The sequence below is a fragment of the Succinivibrio dextrinosolvens DSM 3072 genome (assembly GCF_900167015.1).
Taxonomy (GTDB): Bacteria; Pseudomonadota; Gammaproteobacteria; order Enterobacterales; family Succinivibrionaceae; genus Succinivibrio; species Succinivibrio dextrinosolvens.
The window spans coordinates 50,991-65,077 of record NZ_FUXX01000003.1; the positions used below are offsets into that span (position 1 = coordinate 50,991).

8 protein-coding genes are annotated in these 14,087 nt (G+C 31.2%); 6 read left to right on the forward strand and 2 right to left on the reverse strand.

Annotated elements, in window-relative coordinates:
- The first annotated feature begins 51 nt into the window (after nt 1-51).
- The 4 genes from B5D46_RS01550 to B5D46_RS01565 all read left to right on the forward strand — a co-directional run bounded on the left by B5D46_RS01550 (nt 52) and on the right by B5D46_RS01565 (nt 7,733).
- Nucleotides 52-1,653 carry a type I restriction-modification system subunit M gene (locus B5D46_RS01550; protein ID WP_078927928.1) on the forward strand — a complete coding sequence of 534 codons (1,602 nt, stop codon included), beginning with the start codon at nt 52-54 and terminating at the stop codon, nt 1,651-1,653.
- Nucleotides 1,653-2,915: a restriction endonuclease subunit S gene (locus B5D46_RS01555; protein WP_078927929.1), complete on the forward strand. Its 1,263-nt coding sequence runs from the start codon at nt 1,653-1,655 to the stop codon at nt 2,913-2,915. The genes B5D46_RS01550 and B5D46_RS01555 overlap by 1 nt, the downstream gene beginning before the upstream one ends.
- A 25-nt stretch (nt 2,916-2,940) precedes the next feature.
- On the forward strand, nt 2,941-6,129 hold the full coding sequence (locus B5D46_RS01560; RefSeq protein ID WP_078927930.1) for a type I restriction endonuclease subunit R: 3,189 nt from the start codon (nt 2,941-2,943) through the stop codon (nt 6,127-6,129).
- A 68-nt stretch (nt 6,130-6,197) separates the two neighbouring features.
- A complete protein-coding gene (locus tag B5D46_RS01565; RefSeq protein ID WP_159442991.1) occupies nt 6,198-7,733 on the forward strand; it encodes an AbiH family protein in 1,536 nt (511 codons plus the stop codon).
- A gap of 421 nt (nt 7,734-8,154) precedes the next feature.
- On the opposite strand, the gene B5D46_RS01570 is transcribed toward B5D46_RS01565, so the two are convergent.
- Nucleotides 8,155-9,525 carry an McrC family protein gene (locus B5D46_RS01570; RefSeq protein WP_078927932.1) on the reverse strand — a complete coding sequence of 457 codons (1,371 nt, stop codon included), beginning with the start codon at nt 9,523-9,525 and terminating at the stop codon, nt 8,155-8,157.
- Nucleotides 9,512-11,695 (reverse strand): McrB family protein, encoded by a 2,184-nt coding sequence (locus tag B5D46_RS01575; protein ID WP_078927933.1) that lies wholly within the window; start codon nt 11,693-11,695, stop codon nt 9,512-9,514. The genes B5D46_RS01570 and B5D46_RS01575 overlap by 14 nt, the downstream gene beginning before the upstream one ends.
- A 472-nt stretch (nt 11,696-12,167) precedes the next feature.
- On the opposite strand from B5D46_RS01575, the gene B5D46_RS01580 reads away from it, so the two are divergent.
- Nucleotides 12,168-12,986 carry a KAP family P-loop NTPase fold protein gene (locus B5D46_RS01580; RefSeq protein ID WP_268844392.1) on the forward strand — a complete coding sequence of 273 codons (819 nt, stop codon included), beginning with the start codon at nt 12,168-12,170 and terminating at the stop codon, nt 12,984-12,986.
- A gap of 99 nt (nt 12,987-13,085) precedes the next feature.
- Nucleotides 13,086-13,727, forward strand: coding sequence for a hypothetical protein (locus tag B5D46_RS01585; RefSeq protein WP_078927935.1), 642 nt, complete (start codon nt 13,086-13,088; stop codon nt 13,725-13,727).
- The last annotated feature ends 360 nt before the right edge of the window (nt 13,728-14,087 follow it).

The window sequence follows — 14,087 nt, forward strand, 5'->3', positions numbered from 1 at the left end:
AAAATTATATTTAAGATTAAAACCATACATATTATGTTAGGAGCGCTATTTATGGCAATTGACACAAAAAAAGAACAAGAAAGAGAAGAGCTTCATCGTGCTATATGGGCAATTGCAGATGAGCTTAGAGGCGCTGTAGATGGATGGGATTTCAAAAATTATGTGCTTGGAACAATGTTTTATCGATATATCTCCGAGAATTTAACGTCATATATAAATCGAGGAGAACATGAAGCAGGAAACAAAGATTTTGACTATACAAGAATCTCTGACGATGAAGCCGAATCAGCTAGAAGAGGTCTTGTTGAAGAAAAAGGATATTTCATTTTGCCAAGTGAGTTATTCTGCAATGTTAGATCAAATGCAAATAAAGGTGATGACTGGAAAGATAAAGAAGGAAACGTCATTTATTTGAACGAAAAACTTAAAACAGTTTTTTTTAATATACAAGATTCTGCAAAGGGTTATCTTTCTGAAAAAAGTTTCTCTGGTCTGTTTGACGATTTTGATGTAAATAGCAATAAATTAGGAAGTACTGTTATTAAAAGAAATGAAAGACTCCTAAAACTACTGAACGGAATTGCATCCATGAATTTAGGAGATGTAAGGTCCCATGAAATTGACGCTTTTGGTGATGCTTACGAATATCTAATGACAATGTATGCTTCAAATGCAGGTAAATCTGGAGGAGAGTTCTATACTCCAGCTGATGTTTCAGTTTTACTTACTAAACTTGGAACAGTTGGAAAAACAAAAATCAATAAAGTATATGACCCGGCCTGTGGTTCTGGCTCTTTGTTGTTAAAGGTCGAAAAGATTCTAGGTAAGAGTGCTGTACAAAGTGGATTTTTTGGACAGGAAATTAATATAACTACATACAATCTATGCCGAATCAATATGTTCTTACATGATATAGGTTTTGATAAATTTGACATTGCATGTGAAGATACTTTAACTAATCCTCAACATTGGGATGATGAGCCGTTCGAATTGATTGTTTCCAATCCTCCATACTCTATCAAATGGGCTGGTGATAGTAATCCTCTTTTAATTAATGACCCTCGTTACTCTCCGGCGGGAGTTCTTGCTCCAAAAGGGAAAGCTGACCTTGCTTTTATTATGCATTCTCTCTCATGGTTAGCGACGAATGGTACTGCTGCTATTGTTTGCTTCCCTGGAGTAATGTACAGAGGCGGAGCTGAACAGAAAATCAGAAAATATCTTGTAGATAATAATTTTATTGATTGCATAATCCAGCTACCAGACAACTTATTCTTTGGTACTACTATTGCTACTTGCATTATGGTAATGAAAAAAGGGAAAAAAGATAATAAGTTGTTATTTATTGATGCTTCCAAACAATGTGTAAAAATAACTAACAATAATAAATTACTTCCAGAGCATATTGAAAGAATTGTTAGCATTTTTACGAATAGAGAAACAATTAACAATATCTCAAAATTAGTCGACTACGAAGAAGTTAAAAACCAGAAATATAACCTTTCTGTAAATACTTATGTCGAGCCGGAAGATACTAGAGAACAGATAGATATTTTTAAATTAAACGAAGAAATTGAAAAGATTGTTAACCATGAGCAGGAACTACGCACTGAAATTTCAAAAATAATAAAAGAAGTAGCTGGAGAAAGATAATGATGAAAAACAGTAAGGTTCCTTTAGCAAAAGATTCTTCAAAAAAATTGATTCAATTAAAAAAGATTAAAGAAATATGTGAAATAGTAACAGATTATACAGCTGCAGGATCTTTTGCTGATATCGCTAAAAATGTCAAATATATAAGTGACGAAACAAAAGGTTTTGCTCAGCTTATTAGAACAACCGACATAAAAAACAACTTTTCAAAAAGTAATAAGTTTATATATGTTGATAAACATGCGTATGACTATTTATGGCGAGTAAACTTAAATAAAGAAGGATTAATTCTTCCAAATGTAGGTAATTGTGGTGAAATCTACTATGTTTCTCCTGGAATTTTTCCTTCCAAATACAATGTACTCGGTCCAAATTCTATATTCGTACGAAGTGAAACTGTAGACAATCGCTTTCTATTCCATTTATTTCAAACTAACAAGTTTCAAAAGCAGTTATCAAAAATAACAACTAAAACTGGTCACTCAAAGTTTAATAAAACAAATTTTAAAGAATTAGTTATTCCCCTCCCTTGTATAGATGTTCAACATGAACTAGTTGGGAAACTAGATAAATTTGAGAAAATTACAAAAGATCTTATAAGTGAGCTTACAGAAGAACTTAACGCCAGACGAAAACAATATTTATACTATTTGAATCGATATTTTGATGAACAAACAGATAATTTAGTTAAGTTAGACGATATAGGAAATTTAAAGAGAGGCAAAAGATTTGTTCATGCGGATGCTGTTGAATGTGGTGTTCCTTGCATCCACTATGGAGAGCTTTACACTTACTATGGAATCCATGCAAAAGCAGTAAAGTCTCACATTCGAGAAGATTTAAGAAATAATATGAGATATGCGCATAAGGGGGATGTCATTATTGTTGGTGCTGGAGAGAACAACCAAGATATTGGCGTTGGCGTATCCTGGGAGGGAAATGAAGATGTTGCTGTCCATGATGCATGTTATACACTTACTCATAACCAAAATTCGAGATATATATCGTATTATCTCAGAACTCATATGTATCATGAACAAATCAAAAGGTATATTTCCAGTGGAAAGATATGTTCAATATCAGCTGAAGGTATAGGAAAATCACTAATACCCATTCCATCATTAAAAAAACAAGATGAAATTGTTTCTGTTCTAGATAAATTAGAAGTTCTTTCAAAGAGCCTACTTGAAAGAATTTCTGAAGAAATCAATGCAAGAAGAATGCAATTTGAATATTACAGGAACAGGGTTCTCGACTTCTAAATGAATGAGAATATTGAGGAAAGGTATGACATATTTCAACGTGGTTGCAGAAACAAATAAAAACACAGTAATAACTGAATTTAAACCTGAAAAAAAAAGATCAGAATCGTTTGAGTCAGAGTCTAAATTAGAATCTGAGTTCATAAGGCTTCTATGTGAGCAAGGATATACATATCTTTCAATTCATGAGGAAAAAGATTTAATAAAGAATCTAAGAGAGCAACTAGAATCACTTAATAAATGTAAATTTACAGATTCAGAATGGGAGCATTTCTTTATAACATCAATTGCCAATCAAAATGAAGAAATAAAAGAAAAATCTCGTAAAATCCAAGATGACTATATTCAATTACTAACTAGAGAAGACTCAACAACCAAAAATATAATTCTTATTGACAAGAAAAATATCCACAATAACAGATTACAGGTTATCAACCAATATACTGTAGGAAAAGAAGACGGCGCGTCACAAGATAATAGATATGATGTGACAATATTGGTAAATGGTTTGCCTTTAGTTCACGTTGAACTGAAAAGAAGAGGGGTTGCCATCCGAGAAGCATTCAACCAAATAGAGCGTTATCAAAGAGACTCTTTTTGGGCTTCATCAGGTCTATATGAATATGTACAATTATTCATAATCTCTAATGGAACTCATACCAAGTATTACTCAAATAGCACACGAATTAATGCAATTCAAGAACATAAATCCAATTCTCAAAAAACGCTTAAGAAAAAGACAAGCAATAGCTTTGAATTTACATCATTTTGGGCTGATGCAAATAATCGAATAATTCCAGATCTAGTGGATTTTGCAAAAACATTCTTCGCTAAACATACCCTATTAAATATTCTAACAAGGTATTGCATCTTTACCTCAGAAGATATGTTAATGGTAATGCGTCCTTATCAGATCACGGCAACAGAACGAATCCTAAATAGAATAGAAATTGCCCATAATTATAAAAAATTTGGAGATATTGCAGGTGGCGGTTATATTTGGCACACAACCGGTTCTGGAAAAACCTTAACTTCTTTTAAAACAGCAAGATTAGCTTCTCAGCTTTCTTTTATCGATAAAGTCCTTTTTGTCGTGGATAGAAAAGATCTTGATTACCAAACGATGAAGGAATATGACAAATTCGAGAAAGGGGCTGCCAATAGCAATACGTCAACAAGGATCTTAGAAAAGCAACTGGACACAGATACCACTCCGGGAAATTATAAGGATGATTCTGATGTTAAAATTATTATTACAACAATACAAAAATTATCTAATTTTATAAAAAAATATAAAGATCATCCTATCTATAACAAGCAAATTGTCATTATCTTTGATGAATGCCATCGCAGTCAATTTGGCGATATGCATCAGGCAATAAAAAATCATTTCAATCAATATTACATTTTCGGATTTACAGGAACACCTATTTTTGCTCAAAATGCAAGTGTCAGAATTGATAGTAAGAACATAAAGTCAAATGAAAATGCACATAAGTTCTTTACCACAGAACAAACCTTTGGCGATCAACTTCACACATACACAATAGTTGATGCGATCAATGATAAGAACGTTCTTCCTTTTAGGGTTGATTACATAAAAACAATGGATGTCGATCCTGATATAGAAGATGAAAAAGTTGCCGACATTGACAGAAAGAAAGCATTTGAGTCCCCTCAAAGAATCTCTTTGATAACAAATTATATTTTGGATCACTTTGACCAGAAAACTTATCGAGGAGATAAAACGTACTCTTTTAATGTCCTAAAAAATATCAAAGAAGTTGCTTCATCCAAAAGGAACACAATTGAAGAAATAAAAGAAAAACAGCGTATAAGTGGTTTTAACTCTATTTTCGCTGTTTCTTCTGTTCCAATGGCAAAACTTTATTACGAAGAATTTAAGAAAGTTATAAAGAATAATCCTGCAAAGTCTTTAAAGGTTGCTCTTATTTACAGTTATGCAGCAAATGAGAGTGAGGACGAAATAGAAGGAATCCTAGGAGAAGAAGATTCTGCAGATACTTCCAATCTAGATAAATCATCAAGAGATTTTCTTGAATCAGCAATTCAAGACTATAACGAGATGTTTAAAACTAACTACGATACATCTTCAGATAAGTTCGAAAATTATTATAAAGATGTTTCTCTTCGCATGAAAAACAAAGAGTTAGACCTTCTGATCGTTGTTAATATGTTTTTAACAGGATTTGATGCAACAACACTCAATACTCTCTGGGTAGATAAAAACCTTAAATTACATGGTCTAATTCAGGCCTTTAGTCGAACCAACCGCATTTTAAACAGCGTAAAGACTTTTGGAAATATTGTGTGTTTCAGGAACCTACAAAAAAGGGTTGATGATGCCATTTCGTTGTTTGGAGATAAAAATGCAGGTGGCATTATTCTTATGCGCAGTTTTAATGATTACTATTATGGATATACAAATGATGACGGGAAAAAGGTTACTGGTTATACAGAGCTCATAAATAACCTAACAACGAAGTTTCCTCTGTCAGAGCCAAGGATTGTCGGAGAAATGAATCAAAAGGATTTTATCGTTCTTTTTGGAGCAATCCTGAGAATGCGTAATTTATTAGCCTCTTTTGATGACTTTAAAGATAAAGGACTAATCTCTGAAATAGATCTTCAAGATTATCTTGGAAGATATCAGGACCTTCGTGACGAATGGAAAAATCGAACAGATAAAGCCAATATTGAAGACAATATTGTTTTTGAAATAGAGCTTATAAAACAAATTGAAATTAACATTGATTACATTCTAATGTTGGTAAAAAAATATCATGACGAACACTGTGAAAATAAAGAGATTCTTGTTTCAATACAGAAAGCCGTTGATTCGAGTCCGGAACTTCGAAGCAAAAAAGAGCTTATTGAAGCTTTCATTAACAGTGTTAATGAAGTTGATGATGTCATGACAGAATGGAATGATTATGTCAAAAAACAAAGAGAAGACGATCTATTAAAACTTATAGAAGAAGAAAGGTTAAAGCCACAGGAAACTCGTAATTTCATTGAACTCTCATTTAGAGAGGGAGAAGTTAAAACGATTGGAACAGATATTGAAATGATAATGCCTCCGATAAGTCGTTTTGGCAAAGAAAATAGAGAAGAAAAGAAGAAAAATATTATAGAAAAAATAAAAATATTCTTTGAAAAATATATGGGTATTGGCTCGAAATTTGAGAGTTAATTACATCTGTTACAATGGATTATTTCCCTGATATATTTTTACAATCGACATCTTTAAACAGGATATATATGCCAGAACAGACAAAAGAAGTAATAAACGAAGAAAAAACAAAAGTAAAAACAAATAACAAAGGTATGCTTGACTATACACAAGAAACCAAAAAACAAGCGGACTTTAATGACCGCATACAAAATCAAAATAAAAAGAACTATCCTTATGCTCTATTCTCTTCAATATATCCCAAAAACATATTATTAATAGGAAACGGTTTTGATTTGGAGGCCGGCCTTAAATCAAGTTTTAGAGATTTCATCCTTTACATTATTTATGGTTGCGTTTTTTATCAATATGAGAATTTGATAGAGAACTTCAATAAGGGAATCTTCAGAGAATATATCTCCTCTGAAAACAATGTAATTGAATATGCTCTTAAGAAACAGTATCAATCAAATCATACCATTTGGAAATTATGTCATAAGTTTGCAAGCTCACATTTAGGAGAGGTCTTGCTTAAAAAGGGAATCATTCCACGTTTGTATGATTACATAATAGACAGCAAAATTATAATCTCAATTCCTGTGAAAATTCCTAATTTACGTCCACAAGAACCAGATCCCAAAAAGTTTGCATACGGACTTTCTCCAAATCAACCTTCAATTACATCATACCAATTATTTAATTGCTTGCAAAAGGAAGTCACTAATAAGGGAATAGAAACCTTTGATTTCTTACTGAAACATGAAGTTGAAAGAAATAAAACTAACATTGCTCTTTGGTTAGATGTTGAAAATGTTATTGAAATGTTGGTGCTAAAACAAGATTCGTTATTAAATAAATACGATTATAGTAAAAAAGATTTAGAGAAGACTCCTACAGAATATTACTTGAAAGATTTGGATTTGTTTGAAAATCTTTTATCAGAGTATTTGAAAAAAGAAGAAAGAAATACGACAAAGTCTTCAAAAAGTTTTTTCCATGATATAACAAAAGATTATTCTGATTCTTTGTATAAGCGATCTCATCAAAGAATAAGCCAAGTAACAATCGAGCAGGCAGATTGCATAATAAACTATAACTACACAAACACAGCAGAGAATCTCTTTAAGAAACTTAGAAAAAAACTGGATAAAACTAACAATCATGCTAGCTTTATAAGGCACATAAATGGAGCTATTGATATACAAGATGCTATAAAAGTTAAAGAAATTGATAATAACATTGTTGTAGGTTATTCAAATCATAAGAACATTGAGGTTCCAAGAGATTTATTCACTTTTGAAAAAAAGGCTAGACGCGTTATCAAAAATACAGATTACGTAAATATAAATAACGTTATAGATAACAAGGAATTTGATCTTGTAATTATGGGGCATTCATGCGGAGTTGCAGATAGCGATATATTGGCAAAACTTCTATCAAGCTCATATTTAAGATCTGCAGTTGTACTGTGCTATTCTGTTGATGATATGACTTCAATTTATGACAATATAAAGAGTATGCTTGAACCGGAAATATTTGATGAACTAATGGATCATTCTGATTTTCGAAAAAATTTATATTTTTCTGTAAGAGCCCCTAATAGAAAAGAAAATACAAATTATTGACCTTCTGCCATATATTGTCGATTTAATGGAATACAAGCAACTCTTTGCAAAATTCAAAAAAAGCAGAGTCTTTAAATGATTATCTAGCCATTTTTATTGATTGGAACTGCTGAAATTCCTAGTTAAATGGTCAGATCGTTTCAGCTCAAAAAATATCTTTTCCCTAATAAAATTTTGTCCAAAAGATGATTCTCGGTTATTCGGTAGAATCTGAAAAGCGTAGCACTTGCCAGAAAATAAAGAAGGGGCTTTTCCCTATGACATTGCCTTATCAGTCAAATATAAAGACCTTATAGGCGGACTTAAAATTACCTTCGCCCATAATAAAGAAGAGCGGTATGAGTTGTATGGAGCAGTTTTGGTGGCATCAATTAATTCTGTTTACTCTAAGTTTACTTATACCACACACATATTTCCCAAATCAATTGTAATTATCTCGCATTATTTCTTTTAATAATTCGTTATCTTCAATAAAATCTTTTTTTATTACTTTTATTTTTTCTTTATATATTGATGAACTTAAGTCAAAGAACTTTATTCTAATTATAAAATTATCATTAGATTCAAAATAAAGGTCTTTTAAATCATTCGAAATGTTTGTAGTTGGATATATTAACCACACTTCTCTAACGTTATATTTTTTTCCATATGCATACATCTGATACATATCGGCTTGAGAAAGGCCATAATTATTTCTCACGTCAGAGCTAACTGTTTTCCACTTTGTATCCATGACAAGAATTGGTAAATTATTGCTTCTTTTCTTAATTACAATATCTGGTTTTAACTTGAATATTGGTCTGGGAATATCAAATAATGAAATAGCAGTGTCCTGAGCTACAAGCTTAATGTCATCATAATAATTTTCAAATTCTTTTTTCAGAATGCGGGTAACGTATCCTTCAAAAATTTTATTCATTTCAAATAGAAGAGCTGTCGCAGAATTACCACCTGTAAATGAGGTAAAACCTTTATTTTGTAAAAAAATTTTAGACCATTCGATTATTGAATTGTATTCCGGATAATTTCTGTCGTTGGAAGAGCAGTGATTAAAATCTTTATCAAGGTTATGGGACTCATCTATATTCTCAAAATAAACAAGTTGTCTAATTATTTCCTGAAGATTTGAACTGCTTCTGGATATAGACTTTAGTCTTAAAAGTGTCGATTTAATCAAGCGATTTTCTGCACAATTTACACTGAACTCATCATAAGCAAGATAAAACTTTTCCTTGTGTGTAAGGTTCGTCTTTAGATGTTCAGACACCAGTAAACGACCTCTAAAGAACTTTAGATTATCTTCCTCTGTTATGTATCCTGACTTTAATCCTTGTTTAGTGAGAAAACTCAACCTGTTAAGATACATACTTATAAATATCTCAAAGATATTCATTTTTCTTACATTTAAAGATGCTTGCTTATAAAATCTGTTGTTAAAACCACGCAGAGTTTGCAGCATAGCAACAAGGATTCTTCTTGTTTTACAGTAATCACCATTATTCGAAAGATCTATTTTTGGCAAAATTTCAATCTGAATTCCACTCTTAAGAGAAATAACGCCAACATATCCCTTGACAGTTATTACATTACCAATGTTTAGCCTTCGTTCTATTTTTAGAAATAAATCAGGAGAAACAAATTCACAAGAAGAATTATATTCATTGATAAAACTGACGAGTTCGTTAAAAACGGGCTCATCAATTTTTTTTAGTCGTGAATCGCAAGAATCTATATTTTCATTACAGTGAATAATATCGAATTCACTCACTGTTATATTATTAGCTGTTTTCATGATTCAATGAGATGTCATTGTTTAGAAAATCATATATTTCTATATAGCTTTCTATTTTATTAAAGGCTTCATTGTTGACAGAGTATCTATTTAGATTTAAATCAAAATCGTTTATTTCCTTTGTTCTAAAAAGCTTTGATTTTGCGTCAAAAGATTCTGACCGTATAAATTGATATTCTTCCTTTTTTCCATCATCCCCTAAAATCAATCTAATATTCTCATAATTATCATAGAAGTACTCTTGTAATAGAGGAATAATTTTTTGCTTGAAGATATTGGTTAGTAACTCTATGGATGGATTATCTATTAGTTGCATAAAGAAGGCATGTCCGAGTTTATGCTCTCTATCATATAAAAATTCTATTCTCCTATTCATCGCATTAAGCATTTCAACAAGATTTAATTTGCGTCCATCTATTGTTACAGTTGTTAAAAGCTCTGCATTCGGAGACATTTCGATAAAATTAAATCTTCTGCGTAATGCTGTATCCATAAAAGCAATCGATCGGTCTGCTGTATTCATGGTTCCAATAATGTAAACGTTATCAGGAACAGAAAAAGGTAATTTTGAGTAAGGAAGAATAACCTCGCATTTCTCCTTTGCTCCATCTCTTTTAGAGTCCTCAATCAAAGTTATAAGCTCACCAAAAATCTTTGAGATGTTTCCTCTATTAATTTCATCAATAATCATTATAAAAGGTTGCTTTTTCTTATTTTCTTTGCTTGTTTCGTATGGAATAAGCCCTTTTTTTATCATATAGTTTAGGATTGCTTTACGATAATTATCATGTCCTCCACTAGGTATACCTGGCAGCCCTTTATATATGTTATACATCTGAGATTTAGAGAAGAATTTAGATTGACCTTGGATCCATTTTTCATTCTCATATTTTCTTGATGTTAAACCGTTTTCAAAGACATTTAGTTCTATTTTAAATTTTTTATTGTTATCTGACAGTAATGGAATCTCAATAAACTTTTTTTCTTGCAATTCGTTTAGAAGGTTATTCCATTCTTTCTCAAAGCCATGTGAATCATCTATATTTCCAGTAGCTCTTTCACAAAGTGCTTTAAAAATTCCAGGTTCAACATCATAAATTACAGATTTAATTTCATTACCATCTTGTTCATGTTGTTCTATATCTGGTTTTATTCCTTCAATAAAATCCTCATAGCTGTATGACTGATGAAATGTTGTAAATGCAATACGACCTTTATTTATATAGTCATAATAAATATCTCTACAAATTTTATAGTTTATCTTTATTTCTTCTTTCCATTCTTCAAGTGTCTTGTCTGGCAGCAAAATTGATAATGCATAAGCCATAGTATTAAAAGTTTTACCTGTTCCAGGTGGTCCATAAAGGATGATATTACGAGAAGTAATAATTGACTTATCATCAATATGTTGCTCAGAACCATTCTTTGTTGTTCCAATTTTGTTTTCATAAGAATAATATTCACAAAAAAAATAAGGAATCATATTTCTTAATAAAAAATCGAATTTTAGTTTTAATTTTTCGCTTACCTCCTCTGTATATCTATTTGAAAATTCAAGATTATTGGTCTTATTTAAACTTAGCAAATCCATTGAAAGTTTTAGATCTTTAGTAAAAGCTTTATCAATTTCTTTTAATAGAGTTGAAGATAGTAAATACCAGTCATTTATTTCGCCATCATAGCCTAACAAGTTAAGGAATCTATTCATAGGGCGAATGTAAGAGCTAGAAACAGCTGTTGGATAATCTAAGGAACAGCATGCAACAAAACGTCTATTGATTTGTATTGCTTCACCAATATCATTTTCAGAATATATTTTTTTTGTATTTTTATTAAAAGAGACTACATCCTCAGGATTACTAGAGCCATTTTTTATAATCGACAGAAAACATTTTTGAAGAAATTCGTTATTATCAAATATATCTTTTATCTTTTGTCTGCTTGTATGCATTCCACTTAATGCAGGACCAACACCTGCGAGTCCATTATTCTTACTTATATATATATCAAAAATCTTGTCTAAATATTCTGAGTTAATTTCATTATTATTATTTAAATAAATTCTTATTTTTTTTATTTCATTTATTATTTCTTTATAGTCGTCATACCATTCCTTGTTTGGTTCAGAAAAGTATTCTTTATAAAACTCAACAATAGAAAATTTACTCATACGTTCCCCATTTCATAAATACTGCAGTAGATTAATTGCATATTTATTATAAGTTTAGTAAAAAATGAGGCTGTTATCTTGTTCTGATGAGATTTGTGTCATACATAAAAACAAAACTGTTTTATTTGAACGCAAATAACAACCAATATATGAAAGATTTTCCTTCCCCCTCCCATAAAAATGCCCCTAATCTATAAAAAGAATCTTTATTTATATCATGATTTTTTAATGTTTCTGCAAACAGTAGCTGACTGCCCTTCATAGCTATCGAAAAAATAATTTGGCCATCACTGCAATGTCACATCCCAAAAAGGAATTTCTGCTTCTCTAGATTATACTTTTTATATGTATTCCTACTTGGAAGCTTCTGCAGAGGTTGTAATGTCAGAAATAAAAAAAATAGGATTAACAGATTCACCTGCGACTCAAGATTCTTTCGGAATCGAAAGCTATATTAGGGTTAAGTGACTTTATACTTCAATGTGATCCCCCTATGACAATATCTATACAGGGAGCATGGGGAAGTGGAAAAACCAGTATCATGAACATGGTGCAGAACAGAATTAACGATAAAGTTATTCCTGTATTCTTCAATACCTGGCAGTTTTCACAGCTTGATTTAGGTAACAACCTTCCTATTTCCATGCTAAAGGTCTTTTTGAACAAAATATCCAATGGAAAAATAGATGCTCTATCCCAAAAATTACTAAAATTAGGAAAGAAAGGAATCAAGATTCTTCTAAATGCCGCTACAAGAAGTATTTCAGGAGGATTATTGGAAGGTCCATTTGATAAAGATCACCCTCAAGAATATGTTGACTTTACAGAAGCTCTAGAAGATCTTCACTCTTCTCTACAATTTGCAGCTGAGGAATGCTGCAATAATGCAGGAAAAGATCGTATCGTTGTTTTTATAGATGATCTAGACCGTCTTGTGCCAAGTAAAGCAATGGAATTACTGGAAGTTCTGAAGCTATTCTTTGACTGTACACATTGTGTCTTCGTTTTTACTATTGATTATGATGTGGTTATAAGAGGTGCTGCAGAAAAATATGGATTTAATTTAAATGACCACAGTTCTCACGGACAGAAAGAAGCAGAAAAAGGAAGAGCATTCTTCGATAAGATAATTCAGGTTCCATTTAAAGTCCCAGTAGTTGAATATGACATTAAGTCATACTTGGTAGAAGTCCTTCAAAAAATCGACATAAATCCAAACAATGAAGATATGCCGAAATACCAAAAACTATGTGCTTTATCTTTAGGAACAAATCCTAGAGGTTTAAAATGACTGTTAAATGCATTTTTACTTCTTAATAAGGTACGAAGACCTATTCATGCAGAAGAGGATACCTCAAAACAGCAGTTGCTCCTCTTTGGATTACTCTGTATGCAACAGTACAGAGAGAATATCTATAACCTTATCGTTAAAGTAAATAAAGGTGTCACTGATAACGCACATGAAGCACTAAAACTTATTTCAATGTTGTATGCATGCAATCAAGAGATTGCAAAAAGAATCAATAAAACTTATCGTACAGATATTCTTGAAGAAGACAGAATAAGTTTCGTTCCATTTCTTGAAGAATTTCTTGAAATCATCAATATTGAACCTCAATATCTTACTTTTATGCTTGACGAAAAATCTGAGTATACAGAGGAACAGCAGAATCTCATTGACCAATATAATGAAAAATACAATCTACTTAATGAATTACTCAAAATATCAGCTACAACAGCTACTGAAGATATTAATTCAACTGCAACTGTAGATGTAAATAATTTCAACGAAACAGAATTAGCGATATACAAATTCAGGTGTAACTTAAAAAATGAAGGTTTAAAATCAGATCATTTCAAAGAATCCGGAGTTAAATTTGTAAATTTTAAAGATGACACATGGATTGGCTTTGCTACAGGCTCTTCAAAAGTACTTATTGCAGTTAGACAGAACAGAAGAGCAAAAAAATGTTTAATTGTATATTACGTCAAAAAGCCTTTCTATAAAAAACTCTATCAGAAAAAAAAATGAGATTGAAAATGAGTTGGGAATCAATTTAACTTGGGATGATCCTCAATTAAATCAGAAACAGATTTGTGTCGGTTATGAAATAAACGAAGTTAATTACGATGATGATAATCAGTTGAATTCAGTTTATAAACAAATCATAGAAATTCTCGTGATTCTAAAAAAAGGTGTACAAAATACATTGTCAAAATTCTAAGTGTTATTCATATTCGTAATTACATTACGGATTAGGCTTATAAAATAACATTATTTAATGCTCTTAAGAAAAGATTAAGAAGATAACCGGATAACATCCTATACCATTCACTTCAAAAAAGCTCCATTGAAAACAAATCCCAATGGAGCTTAAAATGACAAGCGAAC

What these genes read in the sequence shown, in the direction of transcription:
- B5D46_RS01550 (WP_078927928.1), top strand. Translation starts at nt 52, where the DNA reads ATGGCAATTGACACAAAAAAAGAACAAGAAAGAGAAGAGCTTCATCGT.
- B5D46_RS01555 (WP_078927929.1), top strand. Translation starts at nt 1,653, where the DNA reads ATGATGAAAAACAGTAAGGTTCCTTTAGCAAAAGATTCTTCAAAAAAA.
- B5D46_RS01560 (WP_078927930.1), top strand. Translation starts at nt 2,941, where the DNA reads ATGACATATTTCAACGTGGTTGCAGAAACAAATAAAAACACAGTAATA.
- B5D46_RS01565 (WP_159442991.1), top strand. Translation starts at nt 6,198, where the DNA reads ATGCCAGAACAGACAAAAGAAGTAATAAACGAAGAAAAAACAAAAGTA.
- B5D46_RS01570 (WP_078927932.1), bottom strand. Translation starts at nt 9,525, where the DNA reads ATGAAAACAGCTAATAATATAACAGTGAGTGAATTCGATATTATTCAC.
- B5D46_RS01575 (WP_078927933.1), bottom strand. Translation starts at nt 11,695, where the DNA reads ATGAGTAAATTTTCTATTGTTGAGTTTTATAAAGAATACTTTTCTGAA.
- B5D46_RS01585 (WP_078927935.1), top strand. Translation starts at nt 13,086, where the DNA reads ATGCAACAGTACAGAGAGAATATCTATAACCTTATCGTTAAAGTAAAT.